This window comes from Brevibacillus porteri, assembly GCF_003013475.1.
GTDB classification, from domain to species: domain Bacteria; phylum Bacillota; class Bacilli; order Brevibacillales; family Brevibacillaceae; genus Brevibacillus; species Brevibacillus porteri.
The window spans coordinates 106,980-127,662 of record NZ_PXZO01000010.1; the positions used below are offsets into that span (position 1 = coordinate 106,980).

The window sequence follows — 20,683 nt, forward strand, 5'->3', positions numbered from 1 at the left end:
TGTGGTACTCCTCTATTTTATCTACGATTATTTGATTTCGTTGATCTGCTTGGCGATATTGATCAGCTCGTCTTTTGATACAACATCCTCGCCTGCACGCACAGAGTATTTCAGTTTGGTCCCATTTTTTACCCAGGTGATCCAATGGAAATTAGAAGTGTGCGTCGTGAGAACCGCTTCATTGTTGCCAATCATGATTTTTTCCATTGCCTCTGCGTTTGTTCCCGCTTTGCCTCCGTCAGCTATGCGTACCTCTACCCTTACTTTGCCTTTCTCAGACTTATAGGCGACACTGGTAAAATCGTACTTGTTGCTTGACGGGATTTCTGTAAAGGCGTAATCTTTGTTTTCTTTGATGGCTTTTGCCTTCAGTGCTTCAAGATCCACTTCGTACTCGTAGTTTTCCTCATAGTGTACGTCACCTTCATCGTAACGGAATCCTCCAGCAAGCTCAGTTGGAAGTGTGAACATCTTCCCTACAACCGGCTCCATCTCTTTCCAGGATTTATACGTTAACGGTGTAGACACCATCGTAATATACGGTTGTTTGTATCTTGACCAGGTAATGTTTTTTTGTCTTTCTTCCTCTTCTTTTGTCGGCTTGAAGTATATAGCAACTGAGGTTCCAGGCTTCAAGCCATCTATAATTTCATTAACCACTTCATCCTGATACTCATACCTTTTATTCAACTCCTCCCTTTTCTTTTGTTCCTCTGGAGGCATTTGCTTAAACAATTGCTGTTGTTCTTGATCCGTATGCTGCGTTATTTCATAGATCACCTCACCCTTCTCATTTTTCAATTGGATCATTTCTACTCCCGCCCATACGGACGACGCTCCGACCAGCATACCTACAGTGACGAGCAAACCTATTTTCTTTTTCACGATTTTCTCCTCCTTGTTTTCCTTGGCACGTATCGCTGCCATGACTTTATGTTTGACATCGACTTTCGGGACTGGCTTCGCTCTCAACATGTCTCGCATGCGATTAAACGGATTTTTGTCCATTAGCGGCCACCCCTTCCATCGTTGGCAAATAACGTTTGCACTTTTTCAAGACACGTTCGAATTGATTGCGCAGGGCCTCAGGTGGTTTATCCAGGAGCTCTGCAATTTCCTCGTACTCTTTTTCCTCCAGCACCCTCCAAAAAACGAGTGTCCGTTCCTCAGCCGACAGCCGATTCCAGATCCGCTCCAAAGACTCTTCTCTATTAGGGCGATCGCTGTGCTCCTTCACACTTCCACCGTGATCCTGTTTGTACAAAAAGGGCAACCATCTGCTTAGCTTTCTGCGCTTTAGCACATTCACACAATAGTTGTGAGCAATTCGATAGAGCCATGTCGAGAAAGATAGGGCGGTCGTATATTGTTCCAGATGCTCGTAGGCGTGAAGCAGAACTTCCTGTACAGCCACTTCTGCTTCTTGGTGATGGGAGAGCATATGGTAGCAGTATGTAAAGATCGGTTTCTGATAGTGATCGATGATGATTTCGAACTGTTCGAGAGAGCCGTTTTTTATTGCTTGCAGCAAAAGCTCTATCTCCTTTTTTTCCACGCTTTGCCCTCCTTTCACTGTGAATAACAATCAAAGTTTCCTTAATGTGACATTTTTTAAAAATTATTTAAAAACTATTTCCTAACAAAACCCCCATCATGGTTTAGCACCCACGATGAGGGAATTTCTCATTATTTCGCTTGATTGATTTGTTCCGCCATTTTCAGCAGCTCTTCTTTCGTGCTCACACTCATATTGGCTCTCAGGCTATAGTCCACCTTTGTCCCATTTTTCACCCATTGCAAAGAGTGCACAGTTTCCCCATTTTCAGGTGCGAAAGTGGAGTACACGGCTTCATTGTCGCCAATCATGACCTTCTCCAGATTCTCCGCAAGTGTACCTCCACTTTTATTCTTGTCATCCAGGATGGACACTTCTAAGAAAGCACTCCCTTTTTGGCCCTTGTACTCAATCTCTGCATTACGAAGCTTGTCCGATAACGGAACTGGTTGTACCACGTATTCTTTTTTCGTTCTTTCTTGTTCCTCTTTCATCGCTCTCTCATCATACTTGTCACTTGGGAGATAGATCGCTTCGCCTGCTGCAAATTTGAAGTCCGTCCCCATCTCTGCCGGGACCTTGAACAGATGGCCAACCTTTTGTTCCATGTCCTTCCACGTTGTATAGGTAAAAGGCTTGGAGCGTACATCTACAAAAGGCTTGCTGTTTGGATTTGATTCCAACTGAAGCTTTGTCAGCGGCCAATAAATGGCAACCGCTTCTCCTGGTTTTAATCCATTGACGATTTGTTCCCCCGTATCCAACTGTTTAAAAATCTCTGCACTTTCATTCTTGATCTGATCCTTGGTGTCAGGGGATAGCTGCTGCATCATTTGTTGCTGTTCTTGCATACTCATTTGTTCAAGCTCTAACACCACTTCCCCCTTCTCATTTTTCAACTGGATCATTTCCATCCCCGCCCATACGGACGACGCTCCGACCAGCATACCTACAGTGACGAGCAAACCTATTTTCTTTTTCACGACTTTCTCCTCCTTGTTTTCCTTGGCACGAATTGCGGCCATAACTTTATGTTTGACATCGACTTTCGGGACGGGCTTCGCTGCCAGCATGTCTCGCATGTGCTTAAACGGATTTTTGTCCATCATTTCGCACCCCTCCCGTCGTTGGCAAATAACGTTTGCATTTTTTCAAAACGCGTTCGAATTGTTTGCGGAGAGTCGCAGGCTTTTTGTCCATCAGTTCTGCAATTTCCTCGTACTCTCTTTCCTCTAGCACCCGCAGGAACATGAGTGTTCGTTCTTCGGCGGACAGTCGTTTCCAGATGCGTTCAAGCGGCTCCCCAAAATGGTTGCTGTCAATGCTCTCCTCGACATAATTGCGTCCGTCTTGATCCCGGTTGTACAAAAAGGGCAACACGCGGCTTAATTTCCTGCGCTTTAGCACATTCGCACAATGGTTGAAAGCGATTCGGTACAGCCATGCAGAAAATGACAGCGAGTACGTATACTGTCCCAGATGCTCGTAGGCACGAAACAGGACTTCCTGGACAGCGTCTTCTGCATCTTGGCGATGACCGAGCATGTGGTAGCAGTATGTAAAGATCGGTTGTTGATAGTGATCGATAATGATTTCGTATTGCTCAAGAGAACCTGCTTTTATTTCGTTCAACAGGCGCTCTATTTCTGTTTTTTCCACTGTTTGCCCTCCTCTCACTATGAATAACAATTGAGAACTTTCATTTGTGACACCTATTTTAGAAATTTTTGGTTGCACGAGTAAAAATTCGCTCAAAATAAAAAAGGTGCTCCACCCGTCTCGCACGAAAAATCTCGTACTTACAGAAGGAACACCCTTATTCCACGCTTGTATTCATTTGTTTATCCGTGCTCTTGTCGAATGTCTTGATTCTTTCCCGGGAAATCGACAGCACCTGTCGGCTGTGCTTTAGAAATGCTCTCCGTTGGCATAATAGCTTTCTTTTTGATAAGCGACAAATGCCATTTCTACTTCTGGGATACCGAGCGACAAGACATGCTTGGTTACGATCTGGGCAAACTGGTCACGAACTTCTTGCCCCCGCTCGAACCATGCTACTTCAATAAAAGGAAACGTCTCCACGATCTTCCCACCAAAAACGCCTGTCGTCTGCAAGCATTCGATCGTGAAATTGTCCGTACCGCATTGGCATAGTGCAGCAAGCTCGACTGCAAGTGGTTCGCTAATCGTGGCCATTTGTTCAGCTTGGATGCCTCGAACGATAAGATGTGGCATAGTAACTCCTCCTGTTTGTCCGTTCTTCTATGATCTATCTTACCGTTCTGAAGACAAAATGAGTAGACCAATCTCACGCTTAGGTCAATGCTGCGGTACTTCCTTGTTGGATTACTACCTCTTGTTTCTGCGCTTCTTTTTTCCCTTGCTGCAATTGATACATCTGATAGTACCTGCCTTGCTTCTCCATCAAGTCTTCATGCTTTCCTCGCTCTACGATTCTGCCTCGATCCAGTACGAGAATTTGATCTGCATTTTTGATCGTAGACAGGCGGTGAGCAATGATGAAGGTCGTTCTCCCTTTTTTCAACACCTCAAGAGCATTTTGAATAATGCCCTCTGTTTCCGTGTCGATGCTGGCAGTCGCTTCATCCAGAATGAGGATAGCCGGGTCAAACGCGAGAGCACGCGCAAACGAAATCAATTGACGCTGCCCGAGTGAAAGCGTGCTCCCCTTCTCGATAACAGGTTCATCGAATCCTTGCGGAAGACTGCGGAACAGTTGGTCTGCCCCTACATCACACAGAGCTTTCTCTACTTTTTCAGGCGAAATCGACGGATCATCCAGACTCACATTCGAACGAATCGTTCCTGTAAATAAAAACGGGTCCTGTAAAACAATCGCCATATGCTGACGAAGCTGCTGTTTGGAAAACGCCTGCACATTGCGCCCATCAATCATAATCGCTCCACTGTTTACATCATAGAAGCGGAGTAACAGATTGATAATCGAGCTTTTTCCCGATCCCGTGTGACCAACCAGTGCCACTGTCTCTCCGGGCCATGCTTCGAATGAGATGTTTTTCAGCACGTATTGATCGTCTTTGTAGGCAAAAGAAACATCGTCAAAGCGGACATTCCCCTGATAGCAGGGAACTTTTGCTGGATCAACGTCAATGCCCTCTTCATCGAGCAGTTCAAACACGCGCGACGCCGCGACGAGAGATTGCTCCAGGTTCGCCAGTTGGTTGACGATCTGTGTCATCGGCTGGAACAAGCGATTGAGATAATCGACGAATGCATAGAGGACACCAAGCGATAGCAGTGTACCTATCCCGAGGGAGGCACCACCGAAATACCAGATGAATAAAACAAACGCGATATTGCGGATGAACTGAACGAGGTTAAACGAAGCGGTCGCATTGAGCCGTAGCATTTTATTTTGATAGGTGAATAACTCTTCGTTCAGTTCGCCGAATTCCCGCATCGTTTCCTTTTCCCTGCGAAATGCCTGAATGATCGGCATCCCTTGGATCGACTCGTTAATCATCCCGTTGATGTCGCTGATGCGTGCCCGAATGACATGGTTAAATGCAGAAGCGTACTTGCGGTATAAGTAAATCCACACGACCATGATTGGCAGAATGACCAGACAAACGAGCGCGAGTCGTACATCAAGCAAGAACAGCGCTGCGAAAATACCAATTAAATAAATCCCGCTCGTAATGAAGTTGCCGAGGACATTCGTAAACAGCTCACGGACTGCTTCCGTATCGTTTGTAACACGAGCAACCACCTTCCCGGCAGGGAGATGATCGAAATAATGGATAGGCAATCGTTGAATATGCGCGAACACATCCATGCGCAGCCTCTCGATGACCTGATTCGCTGATTTTTGCCATAAGAACTTTTGTCCATAGTGGAAAAGCGAAGCAACTACCAATAATCCGAAATAGAGAGCAGCCAGTGTGAACAAGCCTCTTGTCTCTGGCCGGAAAAATTCGAATATCTCCTGATTGCTTAAGAGAGTGGCCTGATACTCTGCTCGATCCGCACCTTTGACAATGATGAGCTTCCCGTCCTCAATGGATCGCTGCCCATCATACGAAATCGCCTGATCCAAGAAATAATAATCGCGTCCTACCTGCAAAACACGAACTTCCCCACCAGTGCTCTCACCTGCTGCCAAATGATCCTGTCTCGTGTAATACTTCCCTTTGTATAGCACGGAATCCTCATACTGTGCCGTCTCATACCAAGCGAATTCAATGCCCAGAATGTGCGTATCGATCATTTTTTTCGCCAAAAATGGTCCTGTCAGTTCTGCCCCAACAGATATGGAGAGCATCAGAATCGCCAAGAGGATGGTCTTTTTAAAAATCGCTGCATAGTGAACTAGCCTTTTCCCCGTCGTCATTCATTCACCCGCTTTCTGTCAGCGTCGCTTCTATCTGCTGTTTCTCGAATTGTTCTTTATACCAACCGCCCAGCTCCAATAGCTGTGCATGTGTACCTTCCTCGACGATTCGGCCTTCGTCTATGACGAGAATCCAATCTGCATGCTGGACGGCCGTTAAGCGATGTGTGGTGATCAGTGTTGTTTTGCCTGCACGCTCCCGGCGAATATTCGTGATCATCTCCGCTTCGGTTTTGCCATCCACCGCCGACATGGCATCGTCAAGAATCAAGATTTCCGGATTGACCAAAAGCGCTCGGGCAATCGAGACCCGCTGTTTTTGCCCACCTGAAAGGGCTACGCCTTTTTCACCAACGAGCGTTTGCAAGCCTTCAGGCAATAGTTGCACATCCCGAGCAAATGCGGCCTGCTTCAACACTTCCTGTAATTGTTCTTCTGTTGCCTCGTTGTTCCCGAACAGGATGTTTTCGCGGACTGACTTCGAGAACAGAATCTGCTCCTGCGGTACATAACCGATCCAGCTCTTGATGTTATCCAGACTGATCTGTTCTAGCGCCTCTCCCGAAACACTGATGGCTCCCCGTCCTAACGGATATTCGCGAAGCAGCTGTCGCACCAGCGTGGATTTTCCGCTTCCCGTACGCCCGACGATTCCTAGCGTCTGACCCCGACCAAGAGTAAAGGAGACCTCGCTTAATTGGTCAACATGCGCAGATGGATAGCGGAATGTCACAGAATCAAACCGAATGACTTCTGGTACTGCAACATGAACTGGTCTGTCGTGATCCGTCACATCTGCTTCGTAAGCCAATGTTTCAGTGACGCGATCCAGCGAGGCACTTCCTCTTTGCATCACATTGATCAATTCACCAATCGCAAACATCGGCCAAATCAGCATCCCGAGATAGACGTTGAACGAGACCAGCTCTCCCAGGGTCAGTTCTCTTTGAAACACGAGGTATCCACCGTAGATCAAGCCAATCATATAACTGATTCCAACTAATATTTTGACGGTTGGCTCAATCAGCGAATCGATTCTCGCCACATCGATATTTTTTTGATACACTTCATGTATTTTTTGGCGAAAGCGCTCCTGATCCGCCATCTCCTGTACGTAAGCTCGAATCACACGAACGCCAGAGACGGATTCCAAGACGCGGTCGTTCAGCTCGCCGAACGATGTTTGCGCGGTTGAAAAACGCTCGTGAATTTTTTTCCCATATTGCTTGATGATATAGGCCATGAACGGCAATGGAAGGATCGCTGCTAAGGTCAGCTTCCAACTGATCAAAAAGCCCATCGTCAGCACAATTGCCCCTGTAAAGGATAACGAGTCCACCATCGTCAAAATTCCGAAGCCTGTCGTCATCGAGACAGCCTTGAGGTCATTTGTCGCTCGCGCCATCAGATCACCGGTACGATTGCGCTGATAAAACGTTGGCGTCATCCGCAAAAAATGCGTCATGAGCTTCGACCGTAACGTCCGCTCCGCCAGAAACGCTCCTCCAAACAGCTGGCGAATCCAGATAAAATTGACCCAATAAATCGCGACAGACAATACACCGAAAAACAGCAAAATGGATACCAGCCGCTCGCCAGTCAGTGTCCCCAGGTGAATCTCATCAATAGCCACCCCGATGATTTTTGGAGGGATAATCTCCAGTAAGCCGCCCAGAATCAATAGCAGAATAGCGACCGTATAACGTTTCCAATGCTCCTTGAAAAACCAATCAAGCTTTGCCAAAACCGAGAACATCCGTGTTTCTCCCCTCTCTTTAACTGGCTGGGTGACCTTTTTTAGAGGACAAAAAAGACACATCGCCCGTGAGCAACATGCCTTTTCATCAACAAAAATAGAAAAGGCGCAAGTTACGAAATAGGTAACCTACGCCATGTTAACGAGATCAAAAAAACGATACTACGCTCGTATCAATGGTGGGGTTACATGTATGCCCTTGTATGGATGACCCATGCGTACAATTCTTTTCATGACTAGCCCACCTTTCCATTAATATTTTGAATTTCCAATAAATACATTCTGAACTTTACCATTCTTGCGGATACATTGTCAACTGATCTTTTCCGCGCTTTTGCTTCCTTTCATTTATTTGGTATGATTATCCCCATGAAGCTCATTCAGGAGGCCATTTATTTTGTTATCTTCCAATCAAAAGCGACGATTGACATCTGTTCAAATCATCGTGTTCGCCTACGTTGGGCTCATCCTGATCTCAGCGTTTCTTCTGTCATTGCCATTTTTTCACTTGCCGGGAGTCTCTCTTTCTTTTATTGACGCTTTGTTTACCGCGGCGAGTGCCATCAGCGTTACCGGGCTTACTGTCATTACGATTCATGAAGTTTTCAACCAGTGGGGGGTTCTCTTTCTTACGTTGCTCTTCCAGGTTGGTGGGGTCGGAATCATGACACTCGGAACGTTCATCTGGATACTCATGGGCCATAAAATCGGTCTGGAACAGCGCATCTGGATCGCGACGGACCACAACCGCTCCACGTTGTCCGGTTTGGTCGACCTGATGCGCAATATTCTCGTGATTGCGCTCTTGATTGAGCTGGTGGGAACCATCCTGTTAGGCTGTCATTTTATTTACGCCGGCTACTACGACGATTGGTACATCGCGTTCTACCACGGTTACTTTGCATCTGTCAGTGCTTTTACGAATGCCGGGTTTGACCTGCACGGAAATTCCATGCTCGATTTTACCCACGATTACGTGTTTCAGACCATCACGATGATCTTGATAATTTGTGGAGCGATCGGGTTTCCCGTACTCGTAGAGCTGAGAACGTACTTTTCCTATCGCCATGCAAAAGTGCGTTTTACTTTTTCACTTTTCACCAAGATTACGACACTGACGTTCTTTTCCTTGATCGTCATTGGCGCCCTGCTCATTTTCGTTTTTGAGCGAAATCAGTTTTTGGCCGATAAGACCTGGCATGAAATGCTGTTCTATTCGTTGTTCCACTCCGTCTCTTCGCGTAGTGGCGGCTTGGCTACGATGGATATCAGCCTCTTGTCGACCGCGACACTCATCATGCTCTCCGGGATGATGTTCATTGGCGCCTCCCCGAGCAGCGTGGGCGGGGGGATACGGACCACGACGTTCTTCGTCCTGATTGCCTCGGTTTTTGCCAACATGCGTGGCTACAAGGAAGTAAAGGTGTTCGGAAGAGAGCTGGTTGATGAGGACATTCAGCGCTCCTTCATCGTCTTTTTTATCGCGATTATCATGGTGTTCACAGCGGTCATGCTGCTCGTCTGGCTGGAGGATTTACCTTTCCAGCACGTCTTGTTCGAGGTCTGCTCTGCTTTCGGTACGACCGGATTGTCTACCGGGATTACAGCTCAGATGGGCGTAGGTGGCAAGCTCATTCTGATTATTACGATGATGATCGGACGTATCGGGATTATCAATTTGCTCCTCTTCTTGAAGCGCAATGACCGGATCGTACGCTATCATTATCCAAAAGAACGCATCATCATTGGTCAATAGAGGAAAGGAAATCCCCCAAAGCTATGTAGCCGTTGGGGGATTTTTTTCTAGAATCAAAAAGCTTGCAGAAGACAGGTCTGGGTATTTCTGTTCAATCTTTCGCGTAACGGAGAAATCGTTGTACTTTTACAAGTAGTGCAAGATGTCTCGGTCTTTGATCATATCGACGACTTACGACTCTGTCCCATCCGTTACCTTCGTGTAGAGAATGACATGCTTTTTGGCGCAAGAAAAGATGTCATCCAATGTTTTCTCGAAGTCTTCCTCATCGATAATGTGATACAGCACATCCAGGCAAACGACCAGATCACTTTTCAAGTATCCTTGATTGTAAAAGGATTTCGGATGGTATAAAAGAAAGCTTTTCGACGAATCCTTCCCAAACATTCTGGCACACATCTGTACCGAAGTCGGTGAAATGTCCAACCCCAAGTAATTGGCATATTTCATAAAGAGAAGTTGATTGCCGTCTCCGCAGCCAAATTCAATGACGCTTTTCACTTGCTGCTCCTTGATGTATTCATTGATGACTTCTGCTTTAAAAAGAGCTAGCACGCCATAGGAGCCAAGTCCAGAATTTCCACCCGAAGCGTAATGATCCTCCCAGTATTCCGATAATCAAAAGCGGATTGATTTTCCGTACTCAGGGTGAACTTCCCCACTTTCTGCCTTCGAAAATGATGTGTCGTTGCACAGTTTATGCGCGTGAAGAATTTTAATGAAAGGCGATGTTTTAAAACAATGTTTGAAATTAAATTATCATTAAACGTAAATATGTTTTTTCAGCCATTGTCTGAAATACTGCAACTGTTCCTCAGAATGGAAATAGTGTTCTCCATTCTCCATTACTTGCAAATTACAGTTAAAACGTTTATTAAATTCAGATACAACGTCAAACTCACATAAGTTATCTTCTGAACCATAGAGAATGGAAGTTGGATTATTCCAAGCAACAATAGGATGTTCTTTCACATAACAGTAGTAATCCCAATAGAGAGTTTGTCCAATAGGTGTAGAAATTTCTTTCTCTATTTTTAGTCTACTCTCACTTACGTTAAACCATGTCATCATATTATTTATGATACGTTCCATATTTACCACAGGAGAGAGAAACAAACACTGCTTCAACGGCTCATGGCTATATTCTAATAGGCTAAAATATGCTCCTATGCTACAAGCAAAAATGCTTATATTATTGGATAACGATTTTGCATAGGTCATAATTGTATTAAGGTCTTGAACACAGTTTTGAACTTTGCAAAGATAAGTATCATCCTTACGGTCACCATGTTGAGGTAAATCAAAACTAAGCACTTGATAACCTAGTGCTGTTGCTTCTTCTGCAAATACAATAATCGAGTCATCTGCCTTATTTGACATGTTACCATGCACCACCACAAATAACTTATCTGATTTGTCACCCCACAAAATCGCTGGAATGTTTTCTATTTTAAAATTATTTTTTATCATTACAATTTATCCTCCATAAAATATAAATAATTCGTCATTCCAAATGTAAAAAAAGCAAAATCCCAGAATGCCGTAAAATCAGCATTCTGGGGTTTTTCATTTCAGTGCAATTTACTCTAAAATGGACTTTTTGGACAGCCTCTTCCTTGTCATCGAATGTCGACTTAATACGGGCCCCAGTTAATCAATACCCCGATAACGATAAACACGATGGAGAGAGCTGTCCATACCGCTGTGAGCGGAAGCATGAACTTCAGCCACTTGCCGTAGGAAATGCCACTCATCGCCAAAATACTCATCAGAACACCTGAGGTCGGATTAATGCAGTTGACCACACCTTCTCCGAGCATCAGAGCCTCTACTGCCACTTGGCGCGTAATGCCCATCAGGTCAGACAATGGTGCCAACAACGGCATCAGCATAACGGCTTCACCTGAACCGGACGAAATCAAGAAGTGCAGCCCGGCGCTTCCGAGGAACATCCCAATTGCACCTGCCATCGGTGACAGCGGCTCCAGAATGGTAGCAAGCCCGTACACGATGGTATCAAGGAACTTCCCATCTTCCAAAATGACCGTGATCGCACGTGCCATTCCGACAATCAAAGCCCCATAAATCAGGCCCTGACAGCCTTTTAAGAATGTTTTGGCGATATCGTTGCCGCTCATCTTGTTGAGCAAGCCTACTCCGATCGCAATGAAAATAAAGATTCCGGACATCTCGTTTACGTCCCATTTGAACAAGATCGTGCAGACGATAAAACCAATCAGAACGATCCCCGTAAACGCCAAGATCAATTTGTGACGGGTTGTAAAATCAACATTTTTCGTGTCTGCTTCCATCGTGGTTGAGCCACTATCTGAAGGAAAGAGCTCGTCCCCCAAGATACTCTTGTTTTGACGAACCTTCCGCGCGTAACGCCCGATGTACAGAATGGTTACGATCACAAACGTAACATAAATGATGGTACGGTAGCCGATACCTGAAAACAGCGGCAGCTCCGCAATTTGTTGGGACAAGCCCAGCGTTCCTGGAAAGGCAATTGTCGTATTGAATCCGGCATACACACCCAAATAAATCAGAGCCACACCGAAGATCGCATCCATTTTCATCGCTCTCGCAATCATGATGCCAAGCGGAACGAAAGCAATGACGGAGTTGACGATGACACCCAACGTACCCAATACGGAAAAGACGGAGGTGATCAAAATAACCAGCAGCCACTCTCGATTTCCTAATTTTCGTACCATAGTCAGAATCGCTGCGTTGAGTGCACCTGTCTTATCCAAAACAGCTAAGGCACCGCCTGTGAACAAAACGAGGAAGATGATCGGCGCGCCTTTGACCATCCCTGTCTGGATCGCGGTAAAAAACTCGATAAAGCCCGTAGGATTCGGCTCCACCGCATGATAGCTGCCCGGGACAACCGTCGTCACATTGCCGTTTTTTACACGGTCAAATTCTCCTGTCGGGACCACATAGGTAGCCAACGCACATAGAAGTAAGATGCAAAACAAAAGGACATAGGCGTCTAGCCGAAATAAGCTTTTCTTTTTTAGTTGCTTGCTCTCTGTCATAAGGTAACCCCCTGCGTGTGTAGCGCTTCTCTAAGAATGTTGGGCAGCTTCATAAATCGCAGCTGTCATGATTTTTGCCCCATAAATCAAGGCATCCGCCTGAAAAGTCATCTGTGGATGATGCAAGACTGGCGTGAGCCCACATCCCAGACCAATCATCGTCGTAGCCAGCTCTGGGCGGTGAATCGTGTAAAAATGGAAGTCCTCTCCGCCTGGCGTCACACATGTATCGGCAATGTTGTCCTCACCCAATACTTGCCCAATTGCCTTTTTAGCTACTTGGATCATGTTCGCATTGGCGACCGCAGCCGGTGTGACTCCCGACCATTCCCACTCCACATCCATGCCCATCAAAGCCCCAGTCTGACTCATGGCATGCTCGGTTTTTCTCCGCAATTCTGCCATGCCTTCATTGGACTGTGCACGTACATCGAGGCTAAAGGTCGCTCGATCAGGAATGACGTTCACCGTTTCTCCCCCTGCTTGCAATTGGGTCATCTTCACGGAAAAAGAGCATCCGTCTTCCAGGCGAATGTTTTGCAACGCAATAACCAAAAACGAAGCGGCTTCGATGACATTTTTCCCGAGCGCCGGACGTGCTCCGTGTGCTTGCAGACCTGTAATCGTCCCTCTGATGGAGCTGGATGATCCATGCAAAATCGCCGGAGCAGCGCTCCCATACGGCACTTCCATTTCCGGACGGAGATGAACGCCGATCAGCTTTGTCACGCCTTCCAGAGCGCCATCCTTCATCATCTGCAAGGCTCCGCCCATTTTCTCTTCAGCAGGCTGGAACAGAAAGCGCATCGTTTTCGGCGGTACCACTCCGCTTGCTTGAATCGCAAGGGCGCTGTAGAGAGCCAGTGTCGAGTGAGCATCGTGTCCGCATGAGTGATTCGGTCTCACTACGCCGTCCACTTCCTGCACGAGTGCATCCATATCCGCGCGCAAAGCCACGATTTCAGCACTCTCTCCAGGAATCTCTGCATAAAAGCCGTGATGCCCTTCGAAGCATGTGACGGCAATTCCGGCCGCCTCCAAGCGTTCCCGCAAATATCTCGCCGTTTTTTCCTCGTGCCAGCTCGGCTCCGCTAATTGATGCAACTCTTTGTATGTTCGCACTATTTCGTCGCGATGCTCGTCCATATATAAGAACGGATTCATCCGATCCATCATCCTCCCTGATGTCTTCTCAAGTATCTCTCTTTGCTCTACCGGATGTATAGCAAGAATTGTGCCAAAACTATATTATTATAAAAGTTAAGCATTTCTGAACAATTTCGGATTTTTAGGTTATAATATAGGTTGGTTTTTACAGATATCTAATCCAATATTTCCACCTAAATAAAAAAGCTATTCGGCAGATAAAAAGGAGTCCCATCATGATCAAACAGAAACCATGCATCTTGTTGATGACCCGACTAGAGACGATCAGCCTGCTGTTTGCAAACACGCTCACGTCTTTTTTCGGCAACCGCTTGGACATCATTCGAAACCATATGCAAGAACGGCTTCATCCGAGTGTGTACGATGAAGTTGATCTCATCCTCGTTTCAGACATGAGTCTCTTGCACGATCAGCCAGTTCCTCCGTCAGACATCCCCGTGCTGCTAGCAAGGCGCACGATTGACATTAACAAATTGGATCAACTCATGGATTTGCCGCCAGGAACGCGCTGTCTATTTGTTTCCAACTCCATCGAAATGGTAGAAGGCGCGATTGAGCTATTGTTTCATCTCGGATTCTCTCATCTGACATTTGTGCCGTACGTACCCGATACCGAGACTCCGCTTCCTGAAAAAGATCAAATCGATGTTGCTGTCTGTCATGGACTCAGGGAGCTAATTCCTGCTCTTTTTGAAAACGTCATTGAGTTGGGGCACCGCCCTTTGGATTTGACGACGATCTTTGATATTTCACGCCTACTTGATCTTTCTCCGGATAAGGCAAACCTGTACACGGCTGACTTCATCAGCGATTTCGTCCATATCGGGCGCAAGCTGACCAACTCGGTACACAATGAGCGGAAGCTGAATGAAAAGCTGAGCTCCATTTTAAATGCCGTACATGAAGGCATCATTGGCACAGATGCCACAGGGAATATCACTGTGCTGAACAAAGAAGCCGAGAAAATTTTGCATATGTCTGAAACCACTTGCATCGGGCGAAATGTAGCGGAGGTCATTCCTGAATTCCTAATTCTGGAAGTAGTAGAATCACACATGGAAGTAACGAAGCAGGTATTGGAATTCCGCGATTTGTACCTCTTGGTGACGAAGATTCCCACGTTCTTGGATGATCAGTTTCTGGGCGCGGTCATTACCTTTCAGGACGTGACAAAGGTACAGCAGATCGAACAGGAAATACGGACGAAGAGTGCCAATCTCGGACTGATGACCAAGTATTCGTTTGACAGTATCATCGGCAAAAGCCCGTCCATTCAGGCCAACAAACGAGTGGCGACCAAGCTGGCCGAAAGCGATTTTACGATTCTCATCACAGGGGAAAACGGAACCGGGAAGGAAGTTTTTGCCCAAGCCATCCATCAACACTCGACGCGTCGTGACGGTCCGTTCGTCCCCGTCAATTTTGCAGGGCTGACCGAGAGCTTGGTAGAGAGTGAATTGTTCGGGTACGAGGAAGGTTCTTTTACAGGAGCGCGAAAAGGCGGAAAGATGGGGCTATTCGAGCTGGCTCACAACGGGACCATTTTTCTGGACGAGATTGGGGACGCCCCGCTTAGCATTCAGGCGTCACTGCTTCGAGTTCTCCAAGAAAAGCAGGTCATGCGCGTAGGGGGCTATCGCGTCATTCCAGTCAATGTCCGCGTCATCGCCGCTACCAATTGCAACCTGATGGAAATGGTCAAAAAAGGGACATTTCGCGAGGATTTGTACTACAGGCTGAACGTCCTGCCACTGCACATTCAGCCCCTGCGTGATCGTCCCGATGATATTTTGGTGCTGATCGATTATTTCTTGCAGAAAAAAAAGCAGCGTCTATCCTTCTCACGGGAAGTGACGGAACAGCTACTCCGTTACGATTGGCCAGGCAATATTCGCGAGCTGGAAAATTTCATTCACTATGCAGTCGTCATCGCTGAGGGGAATCAGGTGGAATTAGCTCATTTGCCGGAGCGTTTTTTTGCGGGGCATGTCTCTACTCCGCCCCTTCTCTCTCACCGGGATGATACGCTGGAAGATACGATCCGGTATTTGTCCAGGCAAGGCTCCTTGGGAGATTACGCAGCGATCCTGCAAGTACTGTCCGATTGCTACAAGCGTCAGGAGCGTATTGGACGCAGTGCCCTGCTCGCAAGAATGGAGAGTCCCTCCATGACTGAAGCCCAAATCAGGCACAAGCTGACCGCACTGGACCGTGCTGGATGTGTCTCCATCGGCGTTAAGAAGCAAGGGACGCAGATTACTGCTTTTGGGCAGCAGGTGTTGACGGCTTTGCTGATTATGGAAAAGGGATAATTATAGTTGTCTTCCAACAGATGTGGAGCCCGAAGCCCTACCACATGTTTTCCAGTCGCCTGTATCCTCTCTTCGTTCGGGCGGTCTCCTTCCAAACATGTGGCAGGACTTCTTTACAGCAGTGTTATCATTTATGTCTTAAATCGTTTTGTATGTCAGTGCAAAGTAGCTTACTTACTACAACTTCTCGAATCACTTTCAAGGTCTTGACCAAAGCCACTTAGGAAGAAGTGCATTTCCAGTCCAAGCGCCTCTGGAGCCCTACCCAGCGTAGAAATGAATAACGGGGAATTTCAGCTTTTATTACATACAAAAACGCATTCGATTTCTGGTTTGAAGCGCTCCCGATCTTCATTTCGGAGCGGACAGCAACAGCCCTCAGCAGGGCGTAGGCCGAAGCGTAGACTGGAAATGCACTTCTTCCTTCCACTACACCATCGATACCAGCCTATAAAAAAAAGCGGCAAGGCTTTTAGCTCCTCCGCTTTTTTCATGAATCCACCTAAGTAGTCACGATGGACGACTCTATTTTTTCTGGTTGAATGATAGGCAAAATTGGTAGCTCCATCAAATTCCGATGCTTGCCCGGCCCGTAGTAATCCTGCTCAGCATGAGCGAGACGGAAGCCATAGGCAGACAGCGCGCGAATAGAGGATGCGTTCGTTTCACTCACCGTGACCTGCACAGTGCGAAGTGTCGGGAATTGGCGAAGGGCTTGCAGTCTGGCTTCGATTAGCCGTTTGCCAATGCCTTGACCTTGAAACTCCTTGCTCACATTGCTGAACAGAAGCCAGCCAGTCGTCTGGTACATATCAATTCCGGCGCAGCTAAAACCGATGAGCTGGCCGTTATAGGTCGCCTTGAAAATCAGCTCAGGAAACAGCTCCATATATTTTTTCAGCTCATGTAAGTTCATTCGATCGGGTAATGTCATATCCGCCAACGTAATCATTTCCGCAAAATCATCTCTTACGACGCGCTCAATCTGCACTTCCACCCTACCCGCCTCCTGTACATTCGCTCTTACATTTACACTGTAGCAAACGGGTATAAAGCTGGAATGGATGTCGTGTGAAGGTAGTGTAAAATTACAATTAGCTCATCTCGTAACTTTTCTGAATAAGCTCTTTCGCCCGTGCTAGCTGCTCATCATTCGAAATCGTAATCTCTAGATCACCTGTACCGTAATGACCAATCTGACGCACATCTCTCGTAAACGAAGGCTCCAGTTCAATCGCATCTGGACTGACTTTAACATATATAGTAATACATTTCGTTTGCGGATGAATTTCCACACAAGCAAAGTTCTTAATCCGCTTGAAAGCGATATAGTATTTCAGCGTGTTCATCTGCACATCATCCCCAAGCGCCAGCATAAAGGAACGTAACGCTTCGAAACGATCCACTAACTCCTCGCTCGCTTGCTCTAGATACTCTGACACAGTCTTATATATGGATGAAGGTTTGATATTGGATGGGTTTTCATGGTCTAACTCCACGTGGGCTGTTGTCGCATTAACAAGATCCAGCAACAGCAACTCGTCTCCATATCGCTTATATGTGTACAATTCAATATTACGATTAATTTGCTGTACGGCGTGCTCATCGTACTTGGTAAACCCTCCAGCTACACATAGAAGTCTGGGTGCACTCCAATCAATCGCTTGGGCTATATCTCTACCCAGTCGATTCATGACTAGCACCATGAAATCTGCTTGATGATCCATCAACCAATCTAGATAATACAAACCTTGATTGATCACATTTTCATTAGTCGCCCTTTTATATTCAATAATGACTGGTGAATTATTCTCATCAATACCGAGCGTATCGATTCTTCCCCGGTGCTTCTTACCCGTCGAATATTCTGAAGCGAGAAACCGAATCCCCAATAACACATCCAAATTTCTCTCCATCAACGTCTGCAACGACTTTTCTACCGTGACCGTGTAACCACTCAGTTCCTCTATTCCACTACCCGTTAAACGAAATAGCTTTATGTCCCCCATCGGTTATTGCACCTTTCTCACTATAATTAGGATTGAGTATCCGTACTTACAGCGGTTGCTTTCCGTTCAAAGTACAAGTACAGTCGATATTCACATATTTCCCTCGTCCACTTATACAGCAATTGTTCATCCGTCTCTCGGATCGGGAATTTTATCTGGAATGTACCATCCGCATATTGGAGCAGCTTGTTGGCTGCTTTCGCCCAATGGGTCATAGGCATACGAGCAATAAGCTGCGCAGTGCGCTCTAAAGGAGCATCCCAGAGCTTTTGCGTCTCGTTATCTGAGAAGTCGACACTCTTGCGTATTTCGTCATTCATGTAATATTGATAGAAACACGGTGCTACTTCTTCAGCCGTGATCGACTTCATCCAGTCGTGTGCACCACGCCCTAGCATCGCCTGCAAAAGTACCATTTTGTAGCTTTTACGAATAATCGTATTCTCTACTTCTTTCAGCCAACTCGTATAACGTTTCGCAATTGCAGCTTCTTCTTTGTCCAACTGTCCTGCCTGCAATAAAAAGGTATAGTAAGAGTCAAATAACTGACGGTATTCCTGACTATCCACATTCGCATGCTGATGAAGCTCCATATATGTAGGACGACGCCCAAACTTCTTCTTGAGCTCCCTGTACGAAATGACAGCCTGTTCTTTTCGTTTCCCCGAACCGATCAGTCGTTTCTCTTCTGCAATCGCTTCTTCTAATTGCTTGACGAATCGATCGATTGTCTTTGGTCCTACTCCGTTTATTTTCTCAGTCATCGTCGTCAGATCTTCTGGCAGCTCTTGGATCGTAGTAACGTTACATTCTTCCTTCAAATACTGAACCAACGATGTACAACCACTAATCTCAATATCATCCAGTCCTAGATCGATCATAGACGCCGGAAAAATAAGCTCCTTGTTTCGAAAAGACTTACGTAGCTGTGCTCCGACTTCTTCCTCCATATCAGGACCCACTGGGGTGCTTGAGACTTTCTCCTGCGTAGCGATTGGTATGGTTGCATTGCCCAACACAAACCAAGCTGGCTTACGCTTAGTCGATTGACTGCCGTTCTTCGCGAACTTAAAGTGGATTTCGTAAGACTTCAGTGCAAACAATACATCCTTGAGCTCCCAACCACCGACAACCCACAGCGCTCCACCATTCGGACGCTTGTCAATAGTCGTCAATCCTTGCCCCGTTAAATAATCGCCAACATCCACCGCTCCCGTTATTACTGATTGAGAAACGGTAGTCCCTATCCCCGCTACTTGCGTGATCTTATCATGTAAATGCTTGAATTGTTCCTTTAACGTGGGCAAAATCTTCGCTTCTAGCTGGGCGCTCACTAGTTGTTCGAGCTGCTCACTTACATCCAGCTTTGTCACACTCTGCTCGTGGTCACCACTTGTAGGCATCGTCGGCATTGCGTACGTCGGAAGTTCAATGTCTAGCGATCCATATGACTCTACAAACCATAGTGCGAGGGTAAAGATTTGCCGATGTGCGGTTAACGCCAAGTCAGGTGGGACAGGCTTCACATCATGCGCGGCCATATTGCCGTTCCTACGCAGCCACTCGAAACTTTCCTTCAGCTCTTCTGAGATGATGTCTCTACGAGCGAGCAGCTGTATCCTTTCGTTCGACTTAATACTATACATAGGCTCGACCTTCTCCGTCTTGGATACTGTCGTCGCCATCTCTTCACTAAATAACCTGCCTTGAATAAGAGTAGCACGGGGATTGCTCCACACATCAGCTTCTGCTTGAAGCGCCAAAGTACACAATCCCTCGTTCACCTCTTGTAAGAATGTAAATACAGATGACATATGGAGATTCATTTCCCCTTTCTATATCCTCAGTTCTATGTATTTGCTCGTTTTGTACTATGTAGATAATTCTACTTTCAGTTACCTCAATTGGTATTATTATACACGATATTTCGCTGGAATTGGTCGATTCACAACTGCTATAATTCAGTGACAGGAGGAGTCATCATGCCATTTTTTCAGTTCGGTTCTCAAGCGATTCACTACGAAATAACGAGAAGCGATCGGCGTAAAACCGTAACCATATCCATCAATCAGCACGGTGTAAAGGTAGTTGCTCCTTCCAATACTGAAGATCAAGCGATTCAACAGATATTACACCATAAAGGAATTTGGATACGCACTCAACTGCTACATTTCGAGGAAATGCAACAACACAGCTTACAGAGAAAGTTCGTATCCGGTGAAAAGCTGCCCTACCTTGGTCGACAATATCGGCTAAAAGTGTGTAAGACTACTGGAACACAAGAACCTAAGTTAAGCTTCTATCAAGGACAATTTCGTGCGCGATTGCCCCAAGATATCGCTGAGCACCAGCATCGAGATATAATCATGCCCTTGTATATCGACTGGGTGAAGCATCGAGGATCTGCATTAGCCAAAGAACGAATCAATAGATTCACGATCAAGTTCTCCCATCAACCGAAGGCCATCGTCGTTAAGGATCAGGATCAACGCTGGGGAAGCTGTACACCAGCAGGAACCATTTTGCTGAACTGGCGTATCTTTCTGGCTCCTGCGTCCATTGTCGATTATGTACTCGTCCACGAATTGGTTCATCTCCAACATATGAATCATTCCAAGGACTATTGGGACACCGTTCGGATGCTATTATCCGACTATGAAGAGAAGAAAGAATGGCTTCGTCTATACGGCAATACGTTGTATATATAAG

The 20,683-nt window shown here is 46.3% G+C and carries 17 protein-coding genes; 3 read left to right on the plus strand and 14 right to left on the minus strand.

Annotation, left to right across the window (positions count from 1 at the left end; all coding sequences use genetic code 11):
* Positions 1-27: 27 nt before the first annotated feature.
* The 7 genes from C7R92_RS07470 to C7R92_RS07500 form a co-directional block, all read right to left on the minus strand.
* Positions 28-1,008: a hypothetical protein gene (locus C7R92_RS07470; RefSeq protein ID WP_106833755.1), complete on the minus strand. Its 981-nt coding sequence runs from the start codon at positions 1,006-1,008 to the stop codon at positions 28-30.
* Entirely contained in the window at positions 989-1,555 is a 567-nt protein-coding gene (locus C7R92_RS07475; protein WP_106833756.1) for an RNA polymerase sigma factor, read from the minus strand. The genes C7R92_RS07470 and C7R92_RS07475 overlap by 20 nt, the downstream gene beginning before the upstream one ends.
* Before the next feature lie 131 nt (positions 1,556-1,686).
* Entirely contained in the window at positions 1,687-2,664 is a 978-nt protein-coding gene (locus C7R92_RS07480; protein WP_106833757.1) for a DUF4367 domain-containing protein, read from the minus strand.
* Positions 2,642-3,214: an RNA polymerase sigma factor gene (locus C7R92_RS07485; protein ID WP_106833758.1), complete on the minus strand. Its 573-nt coding sequence runs from the start codon at positions 3,212-3,214 to the stop codon at positions 2,642-2,644. Before C7R92_RS07485 ends, C7R92_RS07480 begins: the two co-directional genes overlap by 23 nt.
* Positions 3,215-3,463: 249 nt before the next feature.
* A complete protein-coding gene (locus C7R92_RS07490; RefSeq protein ID WP_106833759.1) occupies positions 3,464-3,790 on the minus strand; it encodes a DUF1904 family protein in 327 nt (108 codons plus the stop codon).
* Positions 3,791-3,869: 79 nt separating this feature from the next.
* Positions 3,870-5,927 (minus strand): ABC transporter ATP-binding protein, encoded by a 2,058-nt coding sequence (locus tag C7R92_RS07495; RefSeq protein WP_106833760.1) that lies wholly within the window; start codon positions 5,925-5,927, stop codon positions 3,870-3,872.
* Positions 5,928-5,931: 4 nt separating this feature from the next.
* Positions 5,932-7,683 carry an ABC transporter ATP-binding protein gene (locus C7R92_RS07500; RefSeq protein WP_017249960.1) on the minus strand — a complete coding sequence of 584 codons (1,752 nt, stop codon included), beginning with the start codon at positions 7,681-7,683 and terminating at the stop codon, positions 5,932-5,934.
* Positions 7,684-8,080: 397 nt separating this feature from the next.
* Here C7R92_RS07500 and C7R92_RS07505 point away from each other — a divergent pair, with 397 nt between their 5' ends.
* A complete protein-coding gene (locus C7R92_RS07505; protein ID WP_106833761.1) occupies positions 8,081-9,439 on the plus strand; it encodes a TrkH family potassium uptake protein in 1,359 nt (452 codons plus the stop codon).
* A 171-nt stretch (positions 9,440-9,610) separates the two neighbouring features.
* On the opposite strand, the gene C7R92_RS07510 is transcribed toward C7R92_RS07505, so the two are convergent.
* The 4 genes from C7R92_RS07510 to C7R92_RS07525 form a co-directional block, all read right to left on the minus strand.
* Positions 9,611-9,994 carry a class I SAM-dependent methyltransferase gene (locus tag C7R92_RS07510; RefSeq protein ID WP_244195681.1) on the minus strand — a complete coding sequence of 128 codons (384 nt, stop codon included), beginning with the start codon at positions 9,992-9,994 and terminating at the stop codon, positions 9,611-9,613.
* Between the two features lie 207 nt (positions 9,995-10,201).
* Positions 10,202-10,909: an alpha/beta hydrolase gene (locus tag C7R92_RS07515; RefSeq protein ID WP_106833762.1), complete on the minus strand. Its 708-nt coding sequence runs from the start codon at positions 10,907-10,909 to the stop codon at positions 10,202-10,204.
* A 164-nt stretch (positions 10,910-11,073) separates the two neighbouring features.
* Positions 11,074-12,486 (minus strand): YfcC family protein, encoded by a 1,413-nt coding sequence (locus C7R92_RS07520; protein ID WP_017249956.1) that lies wholly within the window; start codon positions 12,484-12,486, stop codon positions 11,074-11,076.
* A 30-nt stretch (positions 12,487-12,516) separates the two neighbouring features.
* Positions 12,517-13,650, minus strand: coding sequence for a M20 peptidase aminoacylase family protein (locus C7R92_RS07525; RefSeq protein ID WP_106833763.1), 1,134 nt, complete (start codon positions 13,648-13,650; stop codon positions 12,517-12,519).
* A gap of 218 nt (positions 13,651-13,868) precedes the next feature.
* On the opposite strand from C7R92_RS07525, the gene C7R92_RS07530 reads away from it, so the two are divergent.
* Positions 13,869-15,965 (plus strand): sigma-54 interaction domain-containing protein, encoded by a 2,097-nt coding sequence (locus C7R92_RS07530; RefSeq protein WP_106833764.1) that lies wholly within the window; start codon positions 13,869-13,871, stop codon positions 15,963-15,965.
* A 502-nt stretch (positions 15,966-16,467) separates the two neighbouring features.
* Here the strand turns inward: C7R92_RS07530 and C7R92_RS07545 are convergent.
* The 3 genes from C7R92_RS07545 to C7R92_RS07555 form a co-directional block, all read right to left on the minus strand.
* A complete protein-coding gene (locus C7R92_RS07545) occupies positions 16,468-16,962 on the minus strand; it encodes a GNAT family N-acetyltransferase (protein ID WP_035291419.1) in 495 nt (164 codons plus the stop codon).
* 97 nt (positions 16,963-17,059) lie between these two features.
* On the minus strand, positions 17,060-17,974 hold the full coding sequence (locus C7R92_RS07550) for a DUF5655 domain-containing protein (protein ID WP_106833767.1): 915 nt from the start codon (positions 17,972-17,974) through the stop codon (positions 17,060-17,062).
* A 26-nt stretch (positions 17,975-18,000) separates the two neighbouring features.
* On the minus strand, positions 18,001-19,788 hold the full coding sequence (locus C7R92_RS07555; protein WP_158265728.1) for a DUF8090 domain-containing protein: 1,788 nt from the start codon (positions 19,786-19,788) through the stop codon (positions 18,001-18,003).
* 168 nt (positions 19,789-19,956) lie between these two features.
* On the opposite strand from C7R92_RS07555, the gene C7R92_RS07560 reads away from it, so the two are divergent.
* On the plus strand, positions 19,957-20,682 hold the full coding sequence (locus tag C7R92_RS07560) for a M48 family metallopeptidase (protein ID WP_106833769.1): 726 nt from the start codon (positions 19,957-19,959) through the stop codon (positions 20,680-20,682).
* Position 20,683: the final 1 nt, after the last annotated feature.

Coding starts and splice junctions, on each gene's coding strand:
- C7R92_RS07480 (WP_106833757.1), bottom strand. CDS start 2,664: ATGATGGACAAAAATCCGTTTAAGCACATGCGAGACATGCTGGCAGCG.
- C7R92_RS07560 (WP_106833769.1), top strand. CDS start 19,957: ATGCCATTTTTTCAGTTCGGTTCTCAAGCGATTCACTACGAAATAACG.
- C7R92_RS07550 (WP_106833767.1), bottom strand. CDS start 17,974: ATGGGGGACATAAAGCTATTTCGTTTAACGGGTAGTGGAATAGAGGAA.
- C7R92_RS07470 (WP_106833755.1), bottom strand. CDS start 1,008: ATGGACAAAAATCCGTTTAATCGCATGCGAGACATGTTGAGAGCGAAG.
- C7R92_RS07525 (WP_106833763.1), bottom strand. CDS start 13,650: ATGAATCCGTTCTTATATATGGACGAGCATCGCGACGAAATAGTGCGA.
- C7R92_RS07555 (WP_158265728.1), bottom strand. CDS start 19,788: ATGTCATCTGTATTTACATTCTTACAAGAGGTGAACGAGGGATTGTGT.
- C7R92_RS07500 (WP_017249960.1), bottom strand. CDS start 7,683: ATGTTCTCGGTTTTGGCAAAGCTTGATTGGTTTTTCAAGGAGCATTGG.
- C7R92_RS07515 (WP_106833762.1), bottom strand. CDS start 10,909: ATGATAAAAAATAATTTTAAAATAGAAAACATTCCAGCGATTTTGTGG.
- C7R92_RS07495 (WP_106833760.1), bottom strand. CDS start 5,927: ATGACGACGGGGAAAAGGCTAGTTCACTATGCAGCGATTTTTAAAAAG.
- C7R92_RS07490 (WP_106833759.1), bottom strand. CDS start 3,790: ATGCCACATCTTATCGTTCGAGGCATCCAAGCTGAACAAATGGCCACG.
- C7R92_RS07530 (WP_106833764.1), top strand. CDS start 13,869: ATGATCAAACAGAAACCATGCATCTTGTTGATGACCCGACTAGAGACG.
- C7R92_RS07520 (WP_017249956.1), bottom strand. CDS start 12,486: ATGACAGAGAGCAAGCAACTAAAAAAGAAAAGCTTATTTCGGCTAGAC.